Annotated in this window: 26 protein-coding genes; 12 read left to right on the top strand and 14 right to left on the bottom strand. The window is 64.5% G+C overall.

From position 1 onward, the window contains the following. Window positions 1-170: 170 nt before the first annotated feature. From PMI15_RS08705 to PMI15_RS08680, 6 genes are all read right to left on the bottom strand, one after another. On the bottom strand, window positions 171-623 hold the full coding sequence (locus PMI15_RS08705) for a DUF2721 domain-containing protein (RefSeq protein WP_007866882.1): 453 nt from the start codon (window positions 621-623) through the stop codon (window positions 171-173). A gap of 70 nt (window positions 624-693) precedes the next feature. Beyond that, window positions 694-2,046 carry a type II toxin-antitoxin system HipA family toxin gene (locus PMI15_RS08700; RefSeq protein ID WP_007866879.1) on the bottom strand — a complete coding sequence of 451 codons (1,353 nt, stop codon included), beginning with the start codon at window positions 2,044-2,046 and terminating at the stop codon, window positions 694-696. Continuing rightward, the gene (locus tag PMI15_RS08695) at window positions 2,046-2,369 is read right to left on the bottom strand and encodes a helix-turn-helix transcriptional regulator (protein ID WP_238541091.1); all 324 of its coding nucleotides are present in this window, start codon (window positions 2,367-2,369) and stop codon (window positions 2,046-2,048) included. The genes PMI15_RS08700 and PMI15_RS08695 overlap by 1 nt, the downstream gene beginning before the upstream one ends. Window positions 2,370-2,608: 239 nt before the next feature. Next, on the bottom strand, window positions 2,609-3,859 hold the full coding sequence (locus tag PMI15_RS08690) for an Hsp70 family protein (protein WP_086003825.1): 1,251 nt from the start codon (window positions 3,857-3,859) through the stop codon (window positions 2,609-2,611). Between the two features lie 2 nt (window positions 3,860-3,861). Continuing rightward, window positions 3,862-4,386, bottom strand: coding sequence for a hypothetical protein (locus PMI15_RS08685; protein WP_007866870.1), 525 nt, complete (start codon window positions 4,384-4,386; stop codon window positions 3,862-3,864). Between the two features lie 115 nt (window positions 4,387-4,501). Further along, complete coding sequence (locus PMI15_RS08680) at window positions 4,502-4,969, bottom strand: DUF1348 family protein (RefSeq protein WP_007866866.1); 468 nt, start codon at window positions 4,967-4,969, stop codon at window positions 4,502-4,504. 112 nt (window positions 4,970-5,081) lie between these two features. On the opposite strand from PMI15_RS08680, the gene PMI15_RS08675 reads away from it, so the two are divergent. Then, entirely contained in the window at window positions 5,082-5,642 is a 561-nt protein-coding gene (locus tag PMI15_RS08675; protein ID WP_007866862.1) for a TetR/AcrR family transcriptional regulator, read from the top strand. Here PMI15_RS08675 and PMI15_RS08670 read toward each other — a convergent pair. Both PMI15_RS08670 and PMI15_RS08665 read right to left on the bottom strand, forming a co-directional pair. After that, window positions 5,639-6,094 carry a MerR family transcriptional regulator gene (locus PMI15_RS08670; RefSeq protein ID WP_007866858.1) on the bottom strand — a complete coding sequence of 152 codons (456 nt, stop codon included), beginning with the start codon at window positions 6,092-6,094 and terminating at the stop codon, window positions 5,639-5,641. The two genes, PMI15_RS08675 and PMI15_RS08670, sit on opposite strands and share 4 nt — an antisense overlap. Before the next feature lie 23 nt (window positions 6,095-6,117). Further along, on the bottom strand, window positions 6,118-6,570 hold the full coding sequence (locus PMI15_RS08665; RefSeq protein ID WP_007866855.1) for a nuclear transport factor 2 family protein: 453 nt from the start codon (window positions 6,568-6,570) through the stop codon (window positions 6,118-6,120). 132 nt (window positions 6,571-6,702) lie between these two features. Between PMI15_RS08665 and PMI15_RS08660 the strand changes: the two genes are divergently transcribed. Continuing rightward, window positions 6,703-6,942, top strand: coding sequence for a hypothetical protein (locus PMI15_RS08660; protein ID WP_007866853.1), 240 nt, complete (start codon window positions 6,703-6,705; stop codon window positions 6,940-6,942). Window positions 6,943-6,953: 11 nt separating this feature from the next. On the opposite strand, the gene PMI15_RS08655 is transcribed toward PMI15_RS08660, so the two are convergent. From PMI15_RS08655 to PMI15_RS08640, 4 genes are read right to left on the bottom strand one after another with little or no spacing between them, the layout of a single operon-like run. Then, window positions 6,954-7,259 (bottom strand): hypothetical protein, encoded by a 306-nt coding sequence (locus PMI15_RS08655; protein ID WP_007866850.1) that lies wholly within the window; start codon window positions 7,257-7,259, stop codon window positions 6,954-6,956. Window positions 7,260-7,269: 10 nt separating this feature from the next. Continuing rightward, window positions 7,270-7,947, bottom strand: a complete 678-nt coding sequence (locus PMI15_RS08650) for a hypothetical protein (protein WP_007866848.1) — start codon at window positions 7,945-7,947, stop codon at window positions 7,270-7,272. Beyond that, on the bottom strand, window positions 7,944-8,972 hold the full coding sequence (locus PMI15_RS08645) for an MlaD family protein (RefSeq protein WP_007866845.1): 1,029 nt from the start codon (window positions 8,970-8,972) through the stop codon (window positions 7,944-7,946). Before PMI15_RS08645 ends, PMI15_RS08650 begins: the two co-directional genes overlap by 4 nt. A 33-nt stretch (window positions 8,973-9,005) precedes the next feature. Next, entirely contained in the window at window positions 9,006-9,809 is an 804-nt protein-coding gene (locus PMI15_RS08640; protein WP_007866842.1) for an ABC transporter permease, read from the bottom strand. A 190-nt stretch (window positions 9,810-9,999) separates the two neighbouring features. Here PMI15_RS08640 and PMI15_RS08635 point away from each other — a divergent pair, with 190 nt between their 5' ends. From PMI15_RS08635 to PMI15_RS08590, 10 genes are all read left to right on the top strand, one after another. Beyond that, window positions 10,000-10,524, top strand: a complete 525-nt coding sequence (locus tag PMI15_RS08635) for a hypothetical protein (protein WP_007866840.1) — start codon at window positions 10,000-10,002, stop codon at window positions 10,522-10,524. Between the two features lie 181 nt (window positions 10,525-10,705). Further along, window positions 10,706-11,035: a hypothetical protein gene (locus PMI15_RS08630; RefSeq protein ID WP_036838125.1), complete on the top strand. Its 330-nt coding sequence runs from the start codon at window positions 10,706-10,708 to the stop codon at window positions 11,033-11,035. Next, window positions 11,032-13,329, top strand: a complete 2,298-nt coding sequence (locus PMI15_RS08625; protein ID WP_007866834.1) for a cohesin domain-containing protein — start codon at window positions 11,032-11,034, stop codon at window positions 13,327-13,329. The genes PMI15_RS08630 and PMI15_RS08625 overlap by 4 nt, the downstream gene beginning before the upstream one ends. Next, the gene (locus tag PMI15_RS08620) at window positions 13,326-13,826 is read left to right on the top strand and encodes a type II secretion system protein (protein WP_007866830.1); all 501 of its coding nucleotides are present in this window, start codon (window positions 13,326-13,328) and stop codon (window positions 13,824-13,826) included. Before PMI15_RS08625 ends, PMI15_RS08620 begins: the two co-directional genes overlap by 4 nt. Beyond that, on the top strand, window positions 13,813-14,235 hold the full coding sequence (locus PMI15_RS08615) for a type II secretion system protein (protein ID WP_007866827.1): 423 nt from the start codon (window positions 13,813-13,815) through the stop codon (window positions 14,233-14,235). Before PMI15_RS08620 ends, PMI15_RS08615 begins: the two co-directional genes overlap by 14 nt. After that, window positions 14,222-14,755 (top strand): type II secretion system protein, encoded by a 534-nt coding sequence (locus PMI15_RS08610; protein WP_157214573.1) that lies wholly within the window; start codon window positions 14,222-14,224, stop codon window positions 14,753-14,755. The genes PMI15_RS08615 and PMI15_RS08610 overlap by 14 nt, the downstream gene beginning before the upstream one ends. Window positions 14,756-14,766: 11 nt before the next feature. After that, window positions 14,767-15,960 carry a type II secretion system F family protein gene (locus PMI15_RS23995; protein ID WP_007866822.1) on the top strand — a complete coding sequence of 398 codons (1,194 nt, stop codon included), beginning with the start codon at window positions 14,767-14,769 and terminating at the stop codon, window positions 15,958-15,960. A 21-nt stretch (window positions 15,961-15,981) separates the two neighbouring features. Beyond that, on the top strand, window positions 15,982-17,616 hold the full coding sequence (locus PMI15_RS08600) for a GspE/PulE family protein (protein WP_007866819.1): 1,635 nt from the start codon (window positions 15,982-15,984) through the stop codon (window positions 17,614-17,616). After that, the gene (locus tag PMI15_RS08595) at window positions 17,597-18,328 is read left to right on the top strand and encodes a hypothetical protein (RefSeq protein ID WP_007866816.1); all 732 of its coding nucleotides are present in this window, start codon (window positions 17,597-17,599) and stop codon (window positions 18,326-18,328) included. Before PMI15_RS08600 ends, PMI15_RS08595 begins: the two co-directional genes overlap by 20 nt. Beyond that, window positions 18,325-18,858, top strand: a complete 534-nt coding sequence (locus PMI15_RS08590; protein WP_007866813.1) for a hypothetical protein — start codon at window positions 18,325-18,327, stop codon at window positions 18,856-18,858. Before PMI15_RS08595 ends, PMI15_RS08590 begins: the two co-directional genes overlap by 4 nt. A 450-nt stretch (window positions 18,859-19,308) precedes the next feature. On the opposite strand, the gene PMI15_RS08580 is transcribed toward PMI15_RS08590, so the two are convergent. Both PMI15_RS08580 and PMI15_RS08575 read right to left on the bottom strand, forming a co-directional pair. Continuing rightward, window positions 19,309-19,734: a hypothetical protein gene (locus tag PMI15_RS08580; protein WP_007866810.1), complete on the bottom strand. Its 426-nt coding sequence runs from the start codon at window positions 19,732-19,734 to the stop codon at window positions 19,309-19,311. A 41-nt stretch (window positions 19,735-19,775) separates the two neighbouring features. Then, window positions 19,776-23,465, bottom strand: coding sequence for an RHS repeat-associated core domain-containing protein (locus PMI15_RS08575; protein WP_238541090.1), 3,690 nt, complete (start codon window positions 23,463-23,465; stop codon window positions 19,776-19,778). Window positions 23,466-23,506 lie beyond the last annotated feature (41 nt).

Below are 23,506 nucleotides of genomic sequence, written 5' to 3'. Positions count from 1 at the left end.
GATTTTGATAAGGGCATGCAGCAAACAGGGCGTTGGCCGCATGCCTGACTGTTCAACGAAAGGCTTGCGCGGCCGTTGACGGGGCTTTGCCCATTCTCGCCACCGTGAAAGGAATACGTCTGTAGGGCAACAAGCTGATGCAGCGTCCTACATTTGCTCACATTCAGGCCCTAGCTCGAAGGCTCCGCGAATTTCAGCAATCGTGTCGCCAGCAAGGTCTCGGCCAGAAAGCACACCAGGGCCAGCAAAAAACAAACCACGCCCGACAAAAAGCACACCGTCGCAATCCGCAACGTCGGCAGCTCGCTGGTTTCGCCGAGGAACAGCAGGATGATGGTGCTGCCGATCAGGATCGCGCAAAAAGTCAGCAAGGCGATGCAGATGTTGACCAGCCAGCCACGGTGGCGAAGTTCGCGCAGCTCGGCATACATGCGCTGCGCGCGGGTGTCTTCCACGCCGCCGGCTTCCAGCCGGTTTTCCAGGAAGCGCGCGCGGTCGATGATGCGCGCCAGGCGGCCGGCCACGGCGGCGATCATGCCCGAGACGGCGGTGAGCAGAAACACCGGCGCCACGGCCAGCTGGATGCCGTGGGTGACCGTGGCAAGGTCGGGCGCGAAATTCATGCGGGAGCTCCGGGCATCAAGGGTTGGCGATGGGGCATTTTGTCATGCGGGCTGCGCAAAGGCCGCTGTTTCATGGCGGCACGGACGCCACCCTGCGCCTGGCGCCCGCCGCGCGCCGGGCCCGCCAGCTTTTCACAGCGTCGCACGCCTCGAAGTGTTTGAGCAGGTTCTGCTTTTGCCGCTCCAACAGGGCGCTGTCGGCAATCATCTGCGGCCAAGACTCGCAGGCCTTGCCCACCGCCTCATTGAGCACGCTGCGCACGCGTGTTTCGAACATGCCGGTGGCATTGCAAAAGCTGCGCAAGGTCTGGGCCGTGAGCCTGGCCTGCTTTTCACCGCCGGGCACAAAGCGCAGCGCGTGGCCGCGCCCGCCCAGGTAGGCCGCATAGGCGACCACGTCGTAGGCCGGCGACAGCTCGGGCGTGCGGCCGTCGCGGTACAGCACGCCGAAATTCTTGACGTGGGCGTCATAGTTGCCCAGCATTTCATTGACCATGACGCGGCGTACCAGTTCTTCCGCGGCGCCCTCGCCCACCTGGGCCGGCAGGCTCATGCCTTCGCGCAGCGTCCTGGCCATGGCGGCGTAACTCGCGGCCGGGTGGGTGTATTTTTCTTCGGGCTGTATGCGCAGGATCTGCGCGAAATCCTCGCAATGGACATGCCCCTGGGGGCCGCGGTCAAAACGTTTGACGGCCAGGAAATGCCGGCTCTCGCCAAGCACAAAGGGTTGCTCAGCCACGACCTCGTCCAGGGGCGCCAGCCAGGCTTCGCAGACGTCCACGCCCGCGGCCCGCGCCAGGCGCAGCGAGAGTTCCTCCACCTCGGGCAGCAGGGCGAACTCCGCCGTGGGCAGCTTGGCGATGATGTGGGCGCCCTGGGCGTCGCGGGTGCGCGCCACATAGCGGCCCTGCTGCTGCACCAGCGCGAGCTTGGGCTGCACGCCGGACAGCGAGGTTGCGTCAGGCAAGGGCTCAGCGGTGACGGACATCTCGAGTGCGTCATGGTGCTGGGTGACCACGCCGGCCAGCGCCTGGGCATCGAGGTGTGCCGGGTAGGCATAAACATTGCCCGGCAAGTCGGTGCCGCAGGCGGCCAGCATGTCGAAATGGTCGTTGGGCCCGCAGCCGCGCAGTTGCTCGAGGTGGCGGCGCAGCGGCCCCTCGGGCAACAGATTTTGAAAAAAGGCAGGCAGGCGCCCGCCTTCGGCATTGAAGAACGGGGTGTTGACGTAGCTGCGCCAGAAAATCTCGCGGCGCTGCGCGTCGTCGTCCGTGGCAGCCCATGAGAACACCGGCGATGCCGGATTCGACCAGAAGGCCTCGTCGGGAATGAAACGCGTGAGCGCCGTGCTGCCCGTGCCGTACTGGAACAGCAGCCCGGCGCGCAGGGAGCCTAGATAGATATCCAGCGCCAGGACGTTCATTACCAGGGACCTTTGGCTTTCCTTGGGCCTGCCGCGGCCGCGGCGAGCAGCGAGGTCTCGGCCACGATGCGGTCCACCCGCGACAAGGCGGGCGGCGCGGGCTCCTGGACACTGTGCGCGTGCAGGCCGGCGGCCACCACTTTGGGCAGCAGCAACACCTCCAGTCCCAACTGGTCGGCAATCGCCATCAAAGTGGTGATGCGCGGTGCGCTGCGGCCCTGGAGCACGTTGCGTACCGCCAGGGGCGTGAGGCCTGTCCTTTCGGCCAGGACCTGGTAGTCCAGCATCAAGCGCTGCCGCTCCGCTTCAAGGAGGATCGCCATTTCAGACAATGTTTTCATAAATAGAAAAATATCGTTTTCGATAAAAACGATAGTATTTTATCTATTCAGAAATTTAAAAACAATACTTAACCATCTTTTTATGGAAAACAGATAGTTAAGTATTGTTTTATACCTCAAACCGAAAACGGGGCAAGCTCCGGCCAGGCAGCTCCAGTCGGGTCCGCCGCGCGACGGGCTTGAAACAGGGGCTGTTGCCGGCAGCTTCCAGCCGCCGTCCGCTAGCCGAACTTGCGCACCGCATCGAGCGCCAGCCCCGCGCCAATGCTGCCGAAGCGGTCGCCCTCCACGCTGCGCGCCTGCGGCAGCAAGGCGGAAATCTGCTCGCGCAGCAGGGGCACGCCGCTGGAGCCGCCGGTGAAGAACACGGTGTCTATGGCGTCCGGGTCGACGCCGGCGTCCTTGAGCAGGCCCAGGACGGTGCGCGACACCGTGCCCACAAGTTCGCTGATGGCGCCGTCAAAGTCGGGCCGGTGCAAGGTGAGCGTCTCGCCCGGGGCGATGCGCCCCAGGTCCATGACGGCCTCGGGCGCATCGGACAGCGTGATCTTGGCCGCCTCGACCTGCATCGCCAGCCAGTGGCCGGCGCGCTCGCGCACCAGGTTCTGCAGGCGGTCCAGCTTGTCCTTGTCGACCGCGCCGCGCCGTATGTCGCTGATCTGCGTCCAGGACTTCTTGCTGTAGGCCTGGTTGATGGTGTGCCAGGTCGCGAGGTTGAAGTACTGGGCCGAGGGCACCTCCAGCCCGCTCACCAGCCGGCTGCCCAGCCCCAGCGTGGGCATGACGCTGGCCAGGCTCAGGTATTTGTCGAAATCGGTGCCGCCTATGTGCACGCCGCCGCTGGCCAGGATGTCGCCGCGCCGCTCGGCCTTCTTCGCGCGCTCCGGCGACAGGCGCACCAGCGCGAAGTCCGAGGTACCGCCGCCTATGTCCACCACCAGCACCAGCTCTTCGCGGCGGATCTGCGACTCGTAGTCGAAGGCCGCCGCGATGGGCTCGTACTGGAAGGCAATGTCTTTGAGGCCGACCGCGTGGGCGATCTCGGCCAGGGTGTTTTCGGCCTTCTTGTCGGCTTGCGGGTCGTCGTCCACAAAGAACACCGGGCGGCCCAGCACCGCCCGGCTGAAAGATTGGTCGGCGGCTTTTTCGGCGCGGTGCTTGAGCTCACCGATGAACTGCGCCAGCAGCACCCGAAACGGCAGCGCGCGGCCGCCGACCTCGGTGTGGTCGTCGATCATGGCCGTGCCCAGCAGGCTTTTGAGCGAGCGCATCAAGCGCCCTTCGTAACCGGCCAGGTAATCGGCCAGCGCCGCGCGGCCGTAGCTCACATGCTCGTCCTCGGCATGGAAAAACACCACGGAAGGCAGCGTCGGTTTGCCGCCTTCGAGCGGCAGCAGCGCGGGCAAGCCGGGCCGGCTCCAGCCCGCCGTGGAATTGGAGGTGCCGAAGTCTATGCCGCAGGCTTTGGGCACGCTCACCGGCCGGCCGGCTTGGCAAAGCCGCTTTCAGCCCAGGCCACGGCGCTGGCGCGGCTGAGCTTGAAGGACGGCGCCACGCGCACCTGCGCCAATGGTTCACCGGCCTCGTCGGCGGCGCTGAGCAGGCCGTGCGGATTGTCCTCGTCGGGAACGATGTCCAGCGTCACCGTGACACGCACCGCATGGGCAGTCACCGTGATGCTCTGGTGCAGCGTGGCATGCAGTTGCTGCTCGTGCCTACGCACGAATTCCGAGGCGGTTTTCACCAGCGTGCTGAAAGCGGGCCCGTCCAGCGGCTTGGGATTTTTCTTGTCGCGCCCCATGGTCCAGGGGCCGACCAGCGCGGGCTCGGGCTCGCCGTCCTTGATCATGGCGACGGCCCAGCCGTCGTCGTCCTCGTTCTTGATGACCTTGGCCGTCCAGCCGTCGCCGCGCCAAAGCCGCGGCTCCTGGAGAACGGGCTGGTCTTCGTGGAGGGATTCGTGGTCCGGGCCGGCCGGCGGGGTGCGGGAGTCAGTCAAAACGCGGTCACTCGGGTGGGGCGCCCCGGCAAGGGCCGGGGGCAAATTCAGGTCACGCAGCGCCTTCAACGGTGCGCAGGGGGACGTGGATTCTACAGCCCTTCCCCGAGACCCCTCACAGTCCCAGGTCGCTCAGGCTTGGGTGGTCGTCCGGGCGACGGCCCAGCGGCCAGAAAAACTTGCGATCGGCCGCCTTGATGGGCAGGTCGTTGATGCTGGCGTGGCGCACCGCCATCAGGCCCATCTCGTCAAACTCCCAATTTTCATTGCCGTAGGAGCGGAACCAGTTGCCGGCATCGTCATGCCACTCGTAGGCAAAACGCACCGCGATGCGGTTGCCGCCGAAGGCCCACAGCTCCTTGATCAGGCGGTAGTCCAGCTCGCGCGCCCATTTGCGCGACAGCAGCCCGACGATGTCGTCGCGGCCGGTGACGAATTCGGCGCGGTTGCGCCAGCGGCTTTGCGCCGTATAGGCCAGCGACACGCGCTGCGGGTCGCGCGTGTTCCAGCCGTCTTCGGCGGCGCGGACTTTCTGCACGGCGGTGTCGTGGGTGAAGGGCGGGAGCGGCGGACGGGTTTCCATGGAGGGATCCTTTGAATGTGGGCGGGGTGGAGGTGTCACAGAAAAAAGTAGACAAGTCTGTCTACCTGCTGGAATTCTGGCATAAGTAGACAGACTTGTCTACAATCGGGCCATGGACGTTTCAGCCCCTTCCCCGCGCGAGCGCATCCTGCTCACCGCGCACGACCTGTTCTACCGTGACGGCCTGCGCGCCACCGGCATAGACCGCATCATTGCCGAGTCGGGCGTGGCCAAGCTCACTTTTTACCGCTGCTTTCCGAGCAAGGACGAACTGATCCGCACCTTCCTGGACTATCGCCATGAACGCTGGATGGCCTGGTTTGTCGATGCCCTGGGGCGGCACGGCGCAACGGCCGGCGGCGGCCTGGCGCCGCTGCTGCCCGCGCTGGCCGAATGGTTTGCCGACCCGCAGTTTCGCGGCTGCGCTTTCATCAATACCACGGCCGAAGCGGGCGCCCTGCCCGGCGTCGCGCAGATCGTGCAGAAGCACAAAAACGAGATGCGCCAGGCCATTGCCGGCCTGCTGCCGGCCGGCCCGCGCCAGCAAGCCATTGCCGGCGCGGCGGCGCTGGCCGTGGATGGCGCCATCGTGCGGGCGCAGATGGAAGGCGGCGAAGCGGCGCTGGTGAGCCTGCGCCTGTTGCTCGATGCGCTGGAGGCGCCCGCCGGCTAAGCCTTCAGAGTCCGACGCGGCTTTGCCTTGGGCCGGGATGCGAGCGCGGAAGAGCCCTCCACCACCTTCAGCACCGGCCGTTTGCCCGAGGCCACCCATTCGTCGTAGAAATCGATCTTGCTGTCCAGCAGCCTGAGCGCCAGTTGCCACTCGGTAATCATGGCCTTGACCTGCTCACGGTGCGCCCGCAGCAGCGCCTGCCGCTTGGCGAGGGTGCTGCGGCCCTGTTTGACCAGCGTGGTGTACTCGCGCATTTCGGCAATCGACATGCCGGTGCGCCGCAGCCTATCCATCAGCTCCAGCCAGCTGATGTGCAGCTCGCCATAGACGCGGCGGCGCCCGCCGTCGCGGGCCACGCCGGGGATCAAGCCCTGCGCCTCGTACCAGCGTATGGTGTGCACGCTGCGCCCTGTGCGCGCGGCGAGTTGCCCGATCAAAAAGGATTCAGCCATGCCCGACTGTATGAAGTTGTGCCTCAGGCGGCAAGTTCCGATGCATGGGCCGGGGACGGGGCTTCGAGCGCCGAGTTCACCAGCGCGGTGTCGAAATACTCCACCAGGTCCTTGATCCGCCCGCCCTCCATGCGGCAGACATAGCAATACCGGTTGTTGTAGGCCTTGCCGGCCTTGGTGGTGACCCGCCCGTCGAATTCGATGACGACCATGTCGCCGTCCGCCATCACACGGCGCGTGGTGCTGAAGTAAGGCGTGGCGAATTGGGCATACACAGGCCGCAGCAGTTCCTGCAGGACCGCCTGCTTGCCGCCGTAGGTGCGCGACCAGGGCGTGTCGCCCGGGATTGTCCACGAAACATCGTCGGCCATGGCTTCGATAAAGGGCTTGCCATTGCCTTTGTCCAGCTCGGCCATGACTTGCTGGATGTGCTTTTTGTTGGCCGCCGTGGTGGCGGCGATGGATGCTGCGCTCATGAGGAATCTCCTGGAATGCCCGTCACACCGGGCGTGGGGCCCGGCAGGCTGCGAGGGCTTGGAGGCATTAAAAATCATGGAGTGCACTCAAGGTCAAGCCCGCGGCTTTGCGGGACAACCCTAAAATGCCGCATGAACCAGAAACGACCAGCCGCCAGCGAATGGGTCAGCAAAATGCTGGCGGTGCTCAAAAGCGGCAACACAACGGCGGCAATCGCCCAGATCAAGGCCACCACCAGCAGCAAGGATTTGCGGCAGCTGCACGCCACGCTTGAAAAAGCGCAGTTGTTCAAACAGCTCCCGGGGGTGGAGACGGCGATCTCCGACCAGTTGCAGGCGCTGGCCTCGCCGCGCCTGAGCCGCTCGCCCTGAGAGACGCTTAGTTACGCCGGGCGAATCTCGAACTGCGCGTCGCCCATATAGCGGTGCGGGCCCAGCGCGGCCGTCACGGCGGCCAGCTCCGCCGCCTGCCACTGGCTGAAGATCTCCAGTTCGTCGGCCGACAGCACATCTTCCACCGGTGACTCGCCATAGGTCGCGACCAGCCGCATATAGGCGGTGTAGACCGGCAGCACCAGGCTTTCATGGCCCAGCGCGGCCTCCAGCGCTGTGCGAAAGCGCTGCTCGGCCGCCTCCAGCTCTCCCTGGGACGCGTCCTCATAGGCGTACAGCCTGAGCCGGTAGCTCACAGTGTTTCCTTCACGGCTTGGCGGGCGCGGGCGCGTTTTGCGTCAGCTCGATACGGCGGCGCAGGCGGTCGGCCTCGGCCGTGTTGCCGCCCTGCTCCGCCAGTCGCAGCTCCGCACCCAGCCAGGCCAGCAACGGGCGCCGCCAGCCCTGGGCCGAGGCGGTGTCTATCGCCTGGCGGATCACGGCCGGGCTGGCCTTGCCGGTTTGCAGCAGCACGCCGGCCGCCACGAGTTTCGACAGCGGGTCGTTGATGCCGGCGAGCGCGCCCGCATTGCCGGCCGCGGCGGCGCGCTGGGTTTCGGGCAGCAGCGCAATCGCCTGCGGCGGCAGCGCCTGGCCCCTGAGGTAGTCGGCATAGGCGCGCTGGGCCTCGGTGGCGTCGGGCCGCAGCTTTTCAAAGCCTGTGCAGGGCTCGTCCAGCACCAGGCTGGCGACGCGCGTCGCGCAATGCAGCAGCTCGGCCGTGGCCAGCAGCTCGGCGCGGCCCGAGCGCGTGAGCTGGCCGCGCGCGCGCTCCAGCTCGGCCATCTCGACGCGGCTGTTGCCTTCCATATAGGCGGCGACCGAGCGGTCCATGGACCCCTTGGCTTCCAGCTGCCAGTCGGGCGGGCGCGGGCCGCTCGAACAAGCGGCCAGCAGGGCCGCAGCGAGCAACGGTGCAGCGGATTTCATCAACAAGGTGTTCATGGCAGTTTCATCTCCGCCTGGCTCGCATCCTTGGCGAAAGGCCATTTGCGGCTGATCTCGTTGATCAGGCCTTCCACCTTGCGCAGGCTGGCCTCCACGTCGGCGCGCAGCGCGCCCAGGTCGGCCGTGGCGTCCTTGGCATTGCGTGTCACGGCCTGGGCGTCCTGCAGCAGCGCGTCGACCTTTTTGAGGCTGGTGCGGGCCTCGCCCAGCATGGTGTTGAGCTGCACCACGGTGGCGCGGGTTTCGGGCATCAGGCCCTTGTCGCCGAAGACCTGGGTGTCGGTCTTGGCGGCCAGGCCGTCCAGCTTGGTGAGCAAGGCATTCGTGCGGTCCAGCGTGGCGGCGAATTTTTTCGCCTCGGCCTCGCTGCCCAGCAGCACCGTGAGCGCACCGCCCGGGCCGTTGAGCCTGTCGGTCAGGGTCTTCAGGTTGGCCAGGCTGGCGCCCACCGAGCCGCCCTCGCCGGTCAGGGTGTTGAGGTTTTCGATCAGGTCCTTGGCCGCGGCAATCACCTTGGGCACCTCGGCGGCCGCGTCACCCAGCAGCACGGTGCGCTCCGCGCCCTCGGGCAGCGGCGGGTCGTTCAGCAGCCCGGTGTAGGCGCGTATGGCGGTGCCGCCCACCAACCCGCGCACCAGCGTGAACACGCTGCTGGTGCGCAGCCAGTGGGCGTCCTTGGCCGCCACGTCGACCAGGATGCGGGCCTTGCCGTCGGGCGCCAGCTCCACGCGGTTGACCCGGCCTATGGGGAAACCCGAGAAAGTCAAATCCATGCCGACCACCACGCCGTCGGAATCGTCCGCGATCAGCACCAGGCGTTGGGTGGACTCAAACGCGCCGCGCGCATACATCACATACAGCGCCGAGCCGCACACCAGCAGCAGCATGAACAGCAGCAGCAGCCTGGCCTTGAACTCCAGGCTGGCGATTTCCGCGGGCGAGGACTGCTGGGCCTCGCGCGCCGGCTGCAGCGGGTCCGGCCGGTCCGGCGGTGGGTTGGGATTGTCGTGGGGTGAACTCATGGGTGTGCTTTTTCTTATTGGGTTCTCGTGGGGTCAATAGTAGTTGCCGACCAGCGATGCCACTTCAATCAGCAGGATCACCGCGAACATGCGTACCAGCCCGCGCATCTCGGCGCTGGTGCGCACGCTGGCCTCGGACATGCCATACAGCGCTGAAGCCATGGGAATCAGCGACACGGCCAGGCAGAAAAACAAGGTCTTGAGCACAAAAATCAGCGTCACCGCCGGGCTGAACACCTGGCCGAACAGCCGGGTATAGGCCGCCAGGCCCGACAGCGCAAAGCCGTAGGTCGCGATATAGGCCACCACCAGCGCCACCACACAGCTCAGCGCCGCCAGCGTGATGCCCGAGAACATGCCCGCCACCACGCGCGGCAGCACCTCTCGCCGCACCGGCTCAATCCCCTGGCGCCGCATCTCGTCGAGCTCGCCGCTGGCCTGCATGGCCGTCAATTCAGCACCATCGGGAATCGTGCAACGCAGCGCCACAAACAGCGCCGCCGTCAGCGGGATCAGCTCCAGCACCAGCACCCGTATCACCACCTGCAGCGCATACTGAGACAGCCCATAGCTGAGCGCCGTCACCAGCACGATGCGTGTCAGCACCACCGTCACCAGCGCGCACAGCACGGTGAACCACAAAAGAATCGGCGCGGTGTTGAGGTAAATATGGCGCGCCAGGATCGCGCGGCTTTGCGGGCTGTAGCTCGAAGGCGACAAGGTCAACACCAGGATCAAAGCCCCCAGGTGCACCAGCCGCCACCACTCGATCACCCACAGCTGCGCGGCACGGCCGGTTTGCGTGAGTCGACTTTGCGCGTATCCCTTGGAAGCCATGCGGGCATGATACCCAAGCGCGCCTCATGCATACGTCCATGTCAGGCCCGCATAGGGGGCTCCTCCATTCGAAGGAGGCCGCCTGGCCCGGTACGTAACAGGCGATTCAAGACGGCACCGGTCACATAGAATCCAGGGGCTGTCACATTCGTCACATCCGCTTGCAACTTCCCGGTTAACCCCTCCCTTCATGCGTTCCCTTTTCAGCTCCCCCCTGTCCAGGTGGCCCCTGCGCTTCCATGCGGCAGCGGCGTGCCTGTCGGTGATGGCCGTGGCGGGGGTGGCAGGCTTGCTGGCCTATGCCGGCGCCGAAAGGTCGAACCAGCAGCGTGCCGAACTGCGGGCATTGGAAACCCGCCTGCAAATCCTTGCGCAGGACGAGAAAAAGCGCTCCGCCGGCAACTTCATCCAAACCCTGCCCCCCGCGGCCAGCGCCGATGAGGTGGTGCGCGACATGGGGCGGCATGCCCAGACCCTGAAGATCCAGGTGGCATCCCTGTCCATCGCGGTCACCGATCCCTCGCCCGGGCTCATCCGGAAGGTCCAGTTCAACCTGACCGCCAGCGGCGACTACACGGCCATGAAAAGCTGGCTGGCCGAAATGCTGGGCCGCTATCCCGCTCTGGGCGTTCAAACCCTCTCCCTGCGCGGGCTGCCCAATGACGCCCTGCGCCAGGAAATCCAGCTGGCACTGGTTCTCTTTGTGAGGGATTGAGATGGCAAGCCGGGGCTGGATTTATTCATCCGTGGGCGTAGTCGCGCTTGCCGTCTGGGCCTTTGCGCCGGCGCCGGCATCTCCCCCCCTTGAAGCACCGCGCAACGCTCGCGCCCAGGGCATCACAATGGCCTCGTCCAGGCCTTCTTCGCCCCTGCCGGCCGTTCTTGAGCGTCCTGCCTTGGAAGCCGCCAGCCGCGACCCTTTCGCCCTCGTGGCCCCTCCAGCGCCGGCCGTCATCGCGCCCAAACCCGTCCAGGCCGCGCCACCCCCGCCCTCCCCGCCGCCCCTGAACCTGCGCTTCACAGGCAGGATGACCGCGCCGGACGGCAGCCAGATCGTTTTTGTGGCCGTGGGCGACACCACGCTGTCCTTGTCGGTGGGCCAGACCCTGCCTAACGGTTACAGGGTCAACGCCATCCACGACCGGGCCGTGGAGCTGAGCTACCTGCCCATGAATTTCAACACCCGCTTTGACCTTCCTGCTCCTCCTACCTACGAGATCCGATGAAACTCCGCACACTGCAACTGGCGACCTGGAGCAGCCTGGCTTCTTTTTTTGTGCTGACGGGATGCGCGCAATTCGTCCGCGACGACGTCAATGCCAAGATGCGCCAGGGCGACTATGAAGGCGCGCTCCAGGGGATCCAGGAAGGCATCGCCAAATACCCCGACAACACGGCTCTGCGGGCGACCCTGATTTCCGCGCAAAACGAGGCGATTTCCCGGCTGATCGCCCAGGCCATACAGCAGCGAGCGACAGGCCGCTTTGACGACGCCGACAACACCCTGCTGCGCGCCCAGGCCCTGGATCCCAAGAACGACCGGATCATGGCCCTGCAAAACGACATCACCGCGCAGCGCCGCGCTGAAAAAAGCCTGGACGAAGCACTGACCCTGATGAACGCCAAAAACCGGGAGCAGGCCCTGCGCGTGGTGGAAGCGGGCTTGCGCGATTCGCCGCGGCAGCCCGAGCTTCTGGCCCTGCAGCGCCGGCTGGAGGCCGAACTGCGCTTTGAAACCGAGCCCGCCGGCCGGCGCGGCCTGGCGGAAAGCCGCCCCATCACGCTGGATTTCCGCAACGCCCCGCTGTCCACGGTGCTGGAGGCCATCACCCGCGGCAGCGGCATCAATTTCATCCTGGACCGCGACGTCAAGCAGGACAACCGCGTCACCCTGTACCTGCGCTCGGCGAAGGTCGACGACGCCATTGACCTGGTCGTGGGCGCCCACCAGCTGGCGCGGCGCACCATAGACCCGCAGACCGTGCTGATCTACCCCAACACGCCTGAGAAGCAGCGCGAACACCAGGAACAGGTGATCCGCGTGTTCCACCTCGGAAACGCCGAGGCCAAATCAACCGCCGCCTTGCTGCGCAACATGCTGCGCATCAAGGACCCTTTCGTGGACGAACGCGCCAACCTCATCGCCCTGCGCGAAAGCCCGGAAATCATCGCCCTCGCCGAGCGCCTTGTCGCGCTGCACGACATCGGCGACGCCGAGGTCATGATGGAGGTGGAAATCCTCGAAGTCAAAACCACGCGGCTCACCGAACTCGGCATCAACTTCCCGAACACCCTCACGCTCACTCCTCTGCCCCTGCCCGGCGCCACGGGCCTGACGGTCAGCAGCGTGCGAAGCCTCAATTCGGAGCGCATCGGCGTGGGCATCGGCAACACACTGATTAACCTGCGGCGCGAGGTCGGCGACTTCAACGTGCTGGCCAACCCGCGTATCCGCGCCAAAAACCGTGAAAAAGCCAAGATCCTGATCGGCGACAAGGTTCCGGTCGTCACCACCAGCTCCACCGCCACCTTCCTGTCGGAAAGCATCAGCTACCTGGACGTGGGCATCAAGCTGGAGGTCGAACCGGTGGTTTCGCCCGACGACGAGGTCTCCATCAAGCTGGGCCTGGAAGTCAGCAGCATCGCCAAGGAAGTCCGCACGGCGGCCGGGTCGCTGGCCTACCAGATCGGCACCCGCAACGCGAACACGGTCCTGAGGCTGCGCGACGGCGAAACCCAGCTGCTGGGCGGGCTGATCAGCAACGAAGACCGCTCCAGCGCCAACCGCGTCCCCGGCCTGGGCGACATGCCGGTACTGGGGCGACTTTTCTCCAGCCAGAAAGACGACTACCAGCGCACCGAGCTGATCCTGGCCATCACGCCCCGCATCCTGCGCAGCGCGCCCCACCCCGATATTTCCCAGGCGGAAATGTGGGTGGGCAGCGAGATGGCGACCCGGCTGCGGGCCTCGCCGGCACGCGTGCCCCTGGCCAAGGCGGCGGGCGCGGAAGCCGTCCCCACTGCGGCCGGCAGCCAGCCCGCCGCGGCCGCCACCGCCGCACTCGCGGGCCCAGGCGCGGCCGGTGCGGCGAAAGCGGCGCCCGCAAGCGGCCCCATCCTCGCCTCCTGGAAGGCCCCAACAGACATCAAGGCCGGCACGGAATTCGTGGTCACGCTGAACCTGTCCTCCGGCGCCGCGCTGCGGGGTGCGCCCCTGGAGATCTCTTTCCCGGCGCAATCCCTGGAAGTGCTGGACGTCTCCGAGGGCAGTTTCTTCAAGCAGTCGGGCGCCACCACCAGCTTCACGCAGGCGGTCAACACCGGCACCGGCCGCATCGGCGCCGGCATCCTGAGCAACGACAGCAACGGCGCGACCGGCCAGGGCAGCCTGCTGCAGCTGCGCCTGAAAGCCAAGGCGGCCGGCCCTGTCGACCTGGGCATCACCAGCCTCAAACCCATTCCCTTGAGCGGCGCGGCGGCCATCGCTGAGCTGCCTTCGCTGCGACTTGAGGTGAAATGAAACCGCACCTGCTTCGCACCGCCCTGCGCCCCTCGCGCGGCTTCACCATCATCGAGTTGCTGGTGGTAATGGCGGTGCTGGGCGTGCTCGCCGCGGCCGTCATGCCGCTGGGCGAAACCCTGGTCACCGCGCAAAAAGAGCGCGACTTGAAGGCGGCCCTGCGCGAAATCCGCGACGCCATCGACGACTACAAACGCGCCGCCGACCGTGGTGCGGTGGCCGGCGCCGCCGCGGGAAACGGCTACCCGGCCAGCCTCCAGGCGCTGGTGGAAGGCACGCCGGACACCCGGCCCCAGGGCAAGGGCCAGATGCAGTACTTCCTGCGGCAGATACCGCGCGATCCTTTCGCCGACGCGCGCCTGCCCGCCGAGCAGACCTGGAGCCTGCGCAGCTATGCGTCACCGCCCTCCAAGCCCTCGCCCGGCGCCGACGTCTATGACGTCCACTCCATCTCGCCCGCCACAGGCCTGGACGGCTCGCCCTATGCAAGCTGGTGACACACCCCTGCCCCGCGGGGCGGCGGCCGTGCGGGCCCTGCGCCGGCGCGCCGGCTTCACCCTGATCGAGTTGCTGGTGGTCATGGCCGTGCTGGCCATCCTGGCCAGCATGGTGGCGCCGCGCTACCTGTCCCGGGTCGACGACGCCCGCGAAACCGTGCTGCGGCAAAACCTGGTCGGCCTGCGCACCGCCATCGACCAGTTCTACCGCGACAAGGCACGCTACCCCGAGAGCCTCGATGAACTGGTCACGCAGCGCTACATCCGCGCCGTACCCCTGGACCCCATCACCAAGCGGCTGGACAGCTGGGTGCTGATCCCGCCCAAGGAATCGTCCAAAGGCGTTTTTGACGTGAAAAGCGGCGCCACCCAACGCGCCAGGGATGGCAGCGACTATGCGAGCTGGTAACGCCCGCAACCGGCCGGCGGCGGCCAGGCGCCAGCGGGGCTTCACCATGGCCGCCGTGCTGGCGGCCCTGCTGATCCTGGCACTGGCCACCCAAAGCGTCATGACCTACGTCTCGCAGCAAGACTTGCGCGAGCGCGAGGCCGACCTGTTGCGCATAGGGCAGGCTTATGCGCAAGCCATAGGCGCCTACTACGAGGCATCGCCCGGCAACCTCAAGCGCTGGCCGCGCACGCTCGATGACCTCACAGAGGACAAGCGGTTTGTCGGGATCCGGCGCCACATGCGGGAGGCGTATCCCGACCCCATGACCCGCTCCGCCAACTGGGGACTCGTGATGTCGGGAGACGGCGGCATCGCGGGCGTGCACAGCCTCTCGACGGCGCAACCCATCCGCAGCGCAGCCATGGAACTGGACACGCTGTCGCTGCCCGCCGCCGGCCGCTATGCCGACTGGGAGTTTGTCTACCGCCCTCCCTTGCCGCAAACCGCGCCGACAGCGCCCACGGCGCCGCGCCGCTAGAGGCCACGACCATGCAGTACCACGTCCGAAGCCTGCGCCTGGGGGACTCCGCCGTCAACGAGCAATTGCTCGAGGCCGCCAGCGAGCCCGCCTTGAGGGCTTCGCTGCAGGCGCAAGGCCAAACCGTGCTCAGCGTGCGCGCCGCCGCCAAACCCTGGTCCTTTCGCCTGCCCCTGGCCGGCAATCCCTTCCCCATGTTTTGCCGCGAGATCAGGACCCTGATCCACGCCGGCATGACCGTGGTCGAGGCCGTGGACACACTGTCGGCCCGCCAGCGCCTGGAAGGCCGCAACGACGGCATCGCCGCAGCCCTGCTGGTGCGCCTGGAGCAAGGCCAGTCGCTGTCAACCTCCCTCAGCGAATTGCCCGGCACGCCGGCCGTGCTGATCGCGGCCGTGCGCGCCGGCGAGCGCACCAGCAACCTGGTCGAGGCGCTGGACGACTACCTGCGCTTTAACAAGCTGGTCGAAGAGCTGCGCACCAAGGTCGTCAGTGCCTCCATCTACCCCGCCCTGGTGACCACACTGGGCCTGGGCATCTCGCTGTTCTTGCTGCTGGTCGTCATGCCCAATTTCGCCGGCATGTATGAAAACCTCCGCGGCGCCTCCAAAGGCACGACCGCGCTGACCATAGAACTCAGCCGCTTTATCGGCAAAAACCGCGCGCTGGTGTTGGGCGGCCTGCTGGCCGCGGCGCTTGTACTGGGCTACGGCGTGGTGAGCGGCCACGGCAAGCGGCTGGTGGTGCGGGCCGCGCGCTCGATTCCCTGGATACAGCGGCGCATTGAAGACTTTCAGCTCGCCATGATGTACCAGGCGCTGGCCCTGCTGCTCAAGGGCGGCTACCCGATGACCGACGCCATGGCCGTGGCCAGCCAGTCGGCCCTGTCGCCCGAACTCAAAACCGCCCTCGCCCAGGCGCTGGGCCAGATAGAGCGCGGCGGCCTGGTGTCCCAGGCCCTGGCCCAGGCCCGCCTGTGCGACGAAGTCGGGCGGCGACTGATGGCCGCGGCCGAGCGCAACGGCGACTTCCACCTCGCGGCCGACGTCGTCTCGCGCATCCATGGCGAGCGCTTTGAACTATTCGTTGAACGCACCACGCGCATCGTCGAGCCTCTTTTGCTGCTGGCAGTCGCCCTCATGGTGGGTACCATCGTGGTCATGATGTACCTGCCCGTGTTTGATATGGCCACCAGCCTGCGCTAGAAGGTAAAAGGCCTTGCACTGATGAACACCCCCCTACCCACCCACCTCCTTGCCCAGGGCGAATTCGACCTGGCGCTGGCCGCGCTGCGCCAATCGCCGGCCCAGGACGGGAGCCTGTGGCAAGGCTTGCTAGTCGCCCTGGGCGCCACGGAAGCCGCCTTGAGCGCCACGCTGCTGGAAGGCCATGGCATTGCCGTCATTGATGACGCCCAGTGGCCCGGCGTCAAACCTGGAAGCACCGCTGCAGGCGGCACGGCTGACCTGTGCATCAGGGTGATGCTGGACGGCAAGACCCTGCTGCTGTGCGAAGACCCCTGGTCCGCCGAGGCCACACGGGCGCTGGCCCGCAGCACCCAGGCGCACCGGCAGCTGGCCCTGGCCCGTCCGGGGCAAATCGCTTTCCTCAAAAAGCAGCAGAAATCGGCCGTCCCCGCCAGGCCGGCCGACGCCGCCACGCCGGCCAGCCTCAACGACGCCTCCCCCGTCGTCCAATTCGTCGACCAGGCGATCGCCAAGGCCTACGAGGAAGGCGCCAGCGACATCCATTTTGAAAAAGACCGAAAAGGCGTCGGCATCAAATACCGGCTCGACGGCGTGATGGCGCCCGGCGAAAGGCTGGACGACCCGCAGCGCGCCGAAGAAGTCATCTCGCGCATCAAGGTGCTGGCCCAACTCGACATCACCGAGCGCCGCCGTCCGCAGGACGGGCGCATCCACTGGCAGCAGAAAAACGGCGACAGCATAGACCTGCGCGTGTCCATCATGCCCAGCATCTTTGGCGAAGACGCCGTGCTGCGCCTGCTCGACAAGGCCCAGCTGCGACACACCGAGGAAAGCATGTCGCTGGACGTGCTGGGTTTTGATGCGGCCGTGGCCGCCACCATACGCGCCCTGGCCACCCGGCCCCACGGCATGCTGCTGATCACCGGGCCCACCGGCAGCGGCAAGACCACCACGGTGTACGCCGCGCTGTCAGAAGCCAACGACGGCCTGGAAAAAATCGTCACCATCGAAGACCCGGTCGAATACGAACTGCCTGGCGTGCTGCAGATCCCCGTCAACGAACAAAAAGGCCTGACCTTCGCCACCGGCCTGCGCTCCATCCTGCGCCACGACCCCGACAAAATCCTGGTCGGTGAAATCCGCGACGCTGAAACCGCCGAGATCGCCATCCAGTCCTCGCTCACCGGCCACCTGGTCTTTACCACCGTGCACGCCAACAGCCTGTTCGACGTGCTCGGGCGCTTCCAGCACTTCGGCATAGACCCCTTCGCGCTGGCCTCAGCCCTGAACGGCGTGGTCGTGCAGCGCCTGCTGCGCAAGCTGTGCCCGCACTGCGTGCAATGGAAAGACACCACCGCCGCCGAGCGCGACAAGCTCTGCGCGCTGGGCCTCCCCGTGCCGGCCCAATTGCCCAAGGCCCAGGGCTGCGCCCACTGCCGCCAGACCGGCTACCGCGGGCGCTTTGTGGTCGCCGAAGTCCATGAACTGACCGACGCCGTGCGCGACCTGATTGTGAGAAAAACCTCGATGACCGAACTCAAGGAAACCGTCTACCGCGATGCCAGCACACGGTTGCTGGCGCAAGCCGTGGCAAGGGTCGAACAAGGCACGACAACGCTCGAGGAGGTCGCCCGTGTGGTCGGTCTGGTCTGAAACCGTGGACGTCTACCTCGGGCAAGGCGTGGCCATGCTCAAGGCCGGCATCCGGGAAACCGTCGTCTCGCTCAGCCCGGCCACACTGCCGCTGGAACGCGTGCTGGCCAGGCTGGTCGACGGCGCTGCCGCCGCGCAGGTCGTCCTCAAAAAAGGCAGCCGCCTGCGCGTGAGCCTGAGCGGTGCCTGGTGCCCTGCCCTGGCTGTGACGGTTCCCGAAGGTGTGACCCGCTGGGAAGAAAGGCGGCAAATTGCCCTGGCCTCTGCCGCGAGGGACATGGGCACAGACCTGGAACAGATCGCCTGTGAAATTGATGCGACGGCGCCCGGCGCCGCCGCGGCCATTGCCCTGCCCCTGCGTGAGGAACTGGAACGCTGGGCTTCGCAAATGGGCTGCCGGCTGGTGTCGGTGGCGCCGCTATGGGCGACTGCCACTCAATCCAGACTAAGCCGTCAGCGTGGCACCCGGAGCTTGCTGGTGATAGAGCCCGATGCGGCCACCCTGATTGCCAGCGATGGCAAGAACGGTTTCAAAACCACCACTTTGCCGGGTGAACAGGATGCCGCCTCCTTGCAGGCCTACAGCCAGCAATGGCTGCAGGAGCACGGACACGAGGAAAGCGGGCTTGCCAGGCTCTGCTTTGGCCTCACCGCCCACCCACCCATGGCCACCGCCCCCAGGCGCTGGGCCGGCCACTGGTACAGCGCATGAAATCCATCAACATTGATTTTGTGGCCGACAAGCGCTGGCACTGGGTGTGGGTCGCGGCCGCGCTCTGTGCGGTGTGCCTGGCAGGCGCGGTGGGTGTGTATTGGCAAAAAACGAACCGGGCACTGCAAGACATCGAGAGCCGCACTACCATCACTCAACAACAGATTACCCAGCTCAATGCACGGCGAGTCGTTGTGGCGGACCCACGGCAAGCCAGCGCGGAACAGGCCGTTCAACTGCTGCAGCAAGACCTCAACAAGGTGTTTGCTTCAGCCGAAAACCTCAAGGAAACAGGTGTCCGCTTGCGCGGCCTGACTTTGGACGGCGCCGCCGGTGTGCTGCGCCTGGAATTCGAACTGGACGCCATGCCTACTGCCTCCATCGTGACCGCCGCGCTCAATGGCGGTTATGAAAGCCGGCCCTGGCAGTTGGAGAGTGTGACGGGGGCTGGGAGCGGCGGGGGACAAATTGGGTTTGCTTCGGCGCAGATGGTTCGGGGTTTGTGGTTTGTGGAGATTAGCAAGCTTTAAAGGCACCTGTTTAGAGAGTGCTCGCTCATTCCACAACTCGAACGGTGAAATTGGTAGACGCAGGGGACTCAAAATCCCCCGCAAGCGTGCCGGTTCGATTCCGGCCCCCGGGCACCATGGCTCTTCAGCTATGGTTTTTGATGCAGTTGTCGCATTCGCTGCCGCATGTGCTAGCGGCGCAAAAATCAAACACCACTTCTCAGTTGCCATTCGAGCTGGACGCAATGCCGCCGCATCCATCGTGACCGCACGCTTAGTGGTGTGGTTATAAGAGCCGGCCTTGGCAGCTAGAGAATGTGACGGGAACTAGCAGCGAAGGGCAGATCGGGATTGCTTCAGCGGGAAGCTCAGGGTTTGTAGGTTATGCAGATGGACAGCTCTGAAAACTCCACCCGTGATTAGCTAAAGTAAGCCTAAGCCGTAGGGAGAGTTAGTGCCAGCGAGCTTGTTCTACTTCAAGGCGTCCAGCGTTTCTAGCATATTCAGACGAAACTTTTCGCTATCAAATCCCTTGGATTGAGGCAGTGCGTGATCTTTCAGCATTCCGCTAAAAGTATTCACGATCAAGTGAATACCCTGCGGAATACTTAAGCTACTCATTGTATTTACGTCAACGGGCACCGCCAAATTCAAAAATTTCGTCATCTTTCCAGAGAAAAAATCCTTATATTTCCCGCTATTTTTTATCTTCTGGCTCAAACGTAAGTTTTCAGCATAGTCGTCTTCCGTGCAAACCACAGTCAACATAAACAGAGCAAAATCCCCGAAGGTTTTGCTTTCAAAATCCTTCAGGATTGCTGCTTCAAGAAAATTTGTAATGTCTCGAAGCTTAGCGGCCACGCCTTCCGCCGCTATGCTACTTACTCGGATTTGCATTGTTAGACCTTGGTATTCCTCACTTATGGCGGGCCGCCAAATCACTTGAATATTTTGTTTCCCGGAGGCAACTGACCATGAGTCGTATAGTGCGTGATTAGCATTATCTTCTCCTGCGTAAGCACTTGATAATGCGTGCCCACAGTTTGAGGAACCATTTGCAGCTTAAGCGCAGCAAGGGTTGATGCGGAATATCTACTTGCTGGATCGACTGTTGTTCCGTATTTCCAAACCTCTCCAGCATTTAAGAAAACTGCGCCATTTCTAACATCAGGATACATTCCTGAAGATTCAGCTACCAAAGCATACTGAGTTTCCATGGGTCCAGTAGTTGTCGCTTTGGACATCAGGTTATCCAACTGATCGTAGGCATTGGCCAAAGCATTACCAGTGAGAGCGCCCAGCGCTGCACCCCCCGAAATTATTACTGGAGCTCCTAGGCCGCATAGCCCACCGGTGCCTGCGGTACAGGCACCTGCGCCGGCTGCGCCCAACACGCCGCCTGCAGCCATACCACCGCCAACAAACGCTGCGCGTGATGCCGCTGACATTGCATTAAATAGGTACCCAAAGGCAGCGGTAACTGCACCATTTTCGAATTTTCCTCCGGCAATCACCGAACCTACACCACCAGCAATTGCTGCCACAGTACCTTGTGCAACACCGATGCCCCATCTTTCGGTGGAGTTGGTTGCAAACTTCCCAAGCAGTGCACTGGCGGCGCCAGAACCGCAATTGCCACCGCCAACCTCGGAGCTAACACATCCTGCTGCCGCATGAGCCGCGTAACGCTCGAATGAATTGGCACCCTCTATACCTGGTCCACCCACCACGCTAGCCGCACCGAACAAGGCGCCTGTAAGCGCTCCTTGCACACCACCTTTTAAAGTTCCGGTTGAGACTATGCCTGCCGCAAACCCTCCCGCGACGCCACCAATAACCCCGGCAGTCAATCCCACCGAGCCAGCGATTGCAAAGGTCGACCCCCCCAATACACTGCTTAAATAGAGGCTGCTAGCGGCACCGCCAGTTACAACCCCAACGGCAATTACCACTGCCACCTTAAAGAGACTCTTTAAACTGAAATACCCGCTTGGATCGATATTCGCCAACGGATTGTTCATCACATAGGCATAGCGGTTATAGCTCTGCGCAAATGCCGGGTCTTGGATGAAGGGATCGGCACTCATAAACCTGCCGATGAGCGGGTCATACACCCGCCCATTCATGTGAATCACCCCCATCTCATCGAGGTGCTCGTGCATGGTGTAGCCGCGGTCAGTGTTGTAGCCGGCGATGGAATCCAGCACGTCAGGCGTGCCGTTCACAAAGCGCCGCTTGCCCCAGGCATCAAACGCCATGCGCTCCACCACAGCACCGGTTTCATCACTGATCGCGACGATGCTGCCCAAGTGATCACCGTGGAAGTAACTCGTCGAGGTCGCCGGGGTTGAACCCAGAGTGCCCGTGCGGCTCACAAACAGCGCAAACACCACACCGCCCGCACTCACATAGTGCTTGTTCTCGGTAATGCCCGTGCCTTTGATCTCTTTCTCGTAGGAGAGGCCTAAGCTGTCTTCGCCGTTCAGGTACCAGGTCGTGCCTGGGTTCGGGCCACCCGTGACCGTCTGCTTGATGCGCTGGTGCTCGGGGCCGTACACAAAAGCCAGGTTGCGGTCCACAGGCCCGGCCGTGCTGCCCGACATATTGCCAAAGGTAATCGTCGCCGGCATGTTAAAGCTGGTGTAGGTCTCGCCGCGATAGGTGTGGCGGCTGTTGACCGCATCCAGGCTCACCGTGTATTCAAGATTGCCGTTGCCCAAAGTCGTGCCGTTGACGGTTTGCGCGCCTGTCTTGTAGTCGTCAAACGCATAGGTCAGCTGGCGCGTGCCGGTAAAGGCAATCTGCGCACCCGGGGCCGTCTCCAGCGTGATATTGGTCAGCCGGTTGGGTCGCGCGCCGTCATACCAGTAGCGGCCCACATCGCTCTTGTAGGTGATATTGCCGCGTGCGTCGTACATGACCTCGGTCGTGGTCGGTGGGCTGACCGCGCCACCGAGCAAGGTGTTGAGCGTGAGCCGGTTCAGGCTGTCGTAGCTAAAGCTCTCCTGGGTACCGACGCCGGGCGAGTTGTCTGCCCGGGTCGTGAGATTTCCCAGCGAGTCATAGGTGTAACTCTGGTTGAGCACATTGCCGGTGGCCTGCCCCGCTTTGGTGGCGGTCTGGCCGGTGAGTTTGCCGGTGGCCTCGTTGTAGGCCTTGACGGTGGTGACCTGGTTGCCCTGTTTGTACTGGGTGATGCGGCCCTGGGCGTCCATGGCCAGCACTTCATAGCTGACGGTCTGGGTAAAGCCGTTGGTCCCGCCGCCGTTGACCTGTTTGAGGTAGCCGGTGGCGCTATAGACATAGCTGGCCTGGTAGCCAGTAGGCCAGGTCTTGCTGGCCATGCGGCCGGTAACGGCGTCATAGGCGATGCTGACGACGGCTGGCGTTGATGGGTTGTCCAGCACAGTCGACGTTGCGCTCGGGCGGCCCAGGCTGTCATAGGTATGCACGCGCTTGTAGCCGTTGTCGGCCTTGGCTTCGCAAAGCTTGCCGACACCCTTGCCGCAGGCAGTGCCGTCAAACTTGGTGTCGTAGCTCCATTGACTGACCAAATCGGGCTCGGTGCGCTGGGTCATGCGGCCCAGGCTGTCGTAGGCCATGGTGACGCTCTGGCCCAGGCTGTCGCGCTGCCAGACCAGCTCGCCAAAGACGTTATAGCGGTACTCCCACGCACCCATGGCGGGGTCGGCCATGCTGGTCTTCTGCCCTCGCTGGTTGTAAGCCATCGTGGTGATGGAGCCGGCGGCGTTGGTCTGGGTGAGTTGGTCCAGGGCGTCGTAGGTGTAGGTGAGGATATTGCCCTGGGTGTCGGTGACCTGGGCCACCTGGCCCTGGGCGTTCTTGGTGCTGGTCTTGGTCTGGCCTTTGCTGTTGGTGGTGATCGTGGTCAGGCCGCTGTAGCTGAAAGTGGTGACAGCGATGCCGCCTGTGGCATCGGGATCTGGGGACTCTTCTTTGGTGACGCGGCCCAGCACGTCGTAGGTGTAGGTCGCCCAGTAGGCGGTGCCGCCTGTGAGTTTGTAGAGGTTGGACTTGCGGGATACGCGGCCCAAACTGTCGTATTCGATGTCCTGCACCAAGGTCGGGGCCGCACCGGCGCCGTCAAAGCCCGCCGTCTGGCTGCGCACGACGCGGTTCAAGGTGTCGTAATAGCTGCGTTTCTCAGGCACGCTGACGGCGGCGTTGGCCGCGTAGCTTTGCTCGATCGCGACCCAGACGATGGTGGCGCCGCCTATGGGGCCGGGGCAGCTGATGCCGGCGTCGGTGCAGAGTTTGTACGCCCAGGTGGTGTAGGTGCCATCGGAGCGGGTCTCTTTGCTCTTTCGGCCAAAGCCATCGTATTCCCACTGCGTGGCCAGGCTGTTGGGGCCTGTCAGGCTCGAGGTGGCGCCGAAGCGGGCGTCGTAAGCCTTGGTTTCGCTCTGGCCCAGGACATTGCTGGTGCTGAGCGGGAAGCGGCCGTCGGTGCCGAAGTTGCTGGTGGCGGTGCGCGGGGTTGTGGCGCTGGAGATGGCGTAACCCGTTGCGCCGGCGCAAGCCGAGGTGGTGACGCCGGTCTTGTTGCCGAAGGTGTCGTAGCTATAGCTGGTCTGCAGGCAGTCGTTGGGGCTGTCGGGTTCGACCACTTCTTTGCTGAGCAGACCACTGGCGTCGTATTCAAAACTGC

This window comes from Polaromonas sp. CF318, from assembly GCF_000282655.1.
Taxonomy (GTDB): Bacteria; Pseudomonadota; Gammaproteobacteria; order Burkholderiales; family Burkholderiaceae_C; genus Polaromonas.
This window is presented reverse-complemented; position numbering and strand designations above follow the sequence as displayed.

What these genes read in the sequence shown, in the direction of transcription:
- PMI15_RS08705 (WP_007866882.1), bottom strand. Translation starts at nt 623, where the DNA reads ATGAATTTCGCGCCCGACCTTGCCACGGTCACCCACGGCATCCAGCTG.
- PMI15_RS08700 (WP_007866879.1), bottom strand. Translation starts at nt 2,046, where the DNA reads ATGAACGTCCTGGCGCTGGATATCTATCTAGGCTCCCTGCGCGCCGGG.
- PMI15_RS08695 (WP_238541091.1), bottom strand. Translation starts at nt 2,369, where the DNA reads ATGGCGATCCTCCTTGAAGCGGAGCGGCAGCGCTTGATGCTGGACTAC.
- PMI15_RS08680 (WP_007866866.1), bottom strand. Translation starts at nt 4,969, where the DNA reads ATGGAAACCCGTCCGCCGCTCCCGCCCTTCACCCACGACACCGCCGTG.
- PMI15_RS08675 (WP_007866862.1), top strand. Translation starts at nt 5,082, where the DNA reads ATGGACGTTTCAGCCCCTTCCCCGCGCGAGCGCATCCTGCTCACCGCG.
- PMI15_RS08670 (WP_007866858.1), bottom strand. Translation starts at nt 6,094, where the DNA reads ATGGCTGAATCCTTTTTGATCGGGCAACTCGCCGCGCGCACAGGGCGC.
- PMI15_RS08665 (WP_007866855.1), bottom strand. Translation starts at nt 6,570, where the DNA reads ATGAGCGCAGCATCCATCGCCGCCACCACGGCGGCCAACAAAAAGCAC.
- PMI15_RS08660 (WP_007866853.1), top strand. Translation starts at nt 6,703, where the DNA reads ATGAACCAGAAACGACCAGCCGCCAGCGAATGGGTCAGCAAAATGCTG.
- PMI15_RS08650 (WP_007866848.1), bottom strand. Translation starts at nt 7,947, where the DNA reads ATGAACACCTTGTTGATGAAATCCGCTGCACCGTTGCTCGCTGCGGCC.
- PMI15_RS08645 (WP_007866845.1), bottom strand. Translation starts at nt 8,972, where the DNA reads ATGAGTTCACCCCACGACAATCCCAACCCACCGCCGGACCGGCCGGAC.
- PMI15_RS08640 (WP_007866842.1), bottom strand. Translation starts at nt 9,809, where the DNA reads ATGGCTTCCAAGGGATACGCGCAAAGTCGACTCACGCAAACCGGCCGT.
- PMI15_RS08635 (WP_007866840.1), top strand. Translation starts at nt 10,000, where the DNA reads ATGCGTTCCCTTTTCAGCTCCCCCCTGTCCAGGTGGCCCCTGCGCTTC.
- PMI15_RS08625 (WP_007866834.1), top strand. Translation starts at nt 11,032, where the DNA reads ATGAAACTCCGCACACTGCAACTGGCGACCTGGAGCAGCCTGGCTTCT.
- PMI15_RS08620 (WP_007866830.1), top strand. Translation starts at nt 13,326, where the DNA reads ATGAAACCGCACCTGCTTCGCACCGCCCTGCGCCCCTCGCGCGGCTTC.
- PMI15_RS08615 (WP_007866827.1), top strand. Translation starts at nt 13,813, where the DNA reads ATGCAAGCTGGTGACACACCCCTGCCCCGCGGGGCGGCGGCCGTGCGG.
- PMI15_RS08610 (WP_157214573.1), top strand. Translation starts at nt 14,222, where the DNA reads ATGCGAGCTGGTAACGCCCGCAACCGGCCGGCGGCGGCCAGGCGCCAG.
- PMI15_RS23995 (WP_007866822.1), top strand. Translation starts at nt 14,767, where the DNA reads ATGCAGTACCACGTCCGAAGCCTGCGCCTGGGGGACTCCGCCGTCAAC.
- PMI15_RS08600 (WP_007866819.1), top strand. Translation starts at nt 15,982, where the DNA reads ATGAACACCCCCCTACCCACCCACCTCCTTGCCCAGGGCGAATTCGAC.
- PMI15_RS08590 (WP_007866813.1), top strand. Translation starts at nt 18,325, where the DNA reads ATGAAATCCATCAACATTGATTTTGTGGCCGACAAGCGCTGGCACTGG.
- PMI15_RS08580 (WP_007866810.1), bottom strand. Translation starts at nt 19,734, where the DNA reads ATGCAAATCCGAGTAAGTAGCATAGCGGCGGAAGGCGTGGCCGCTAAG.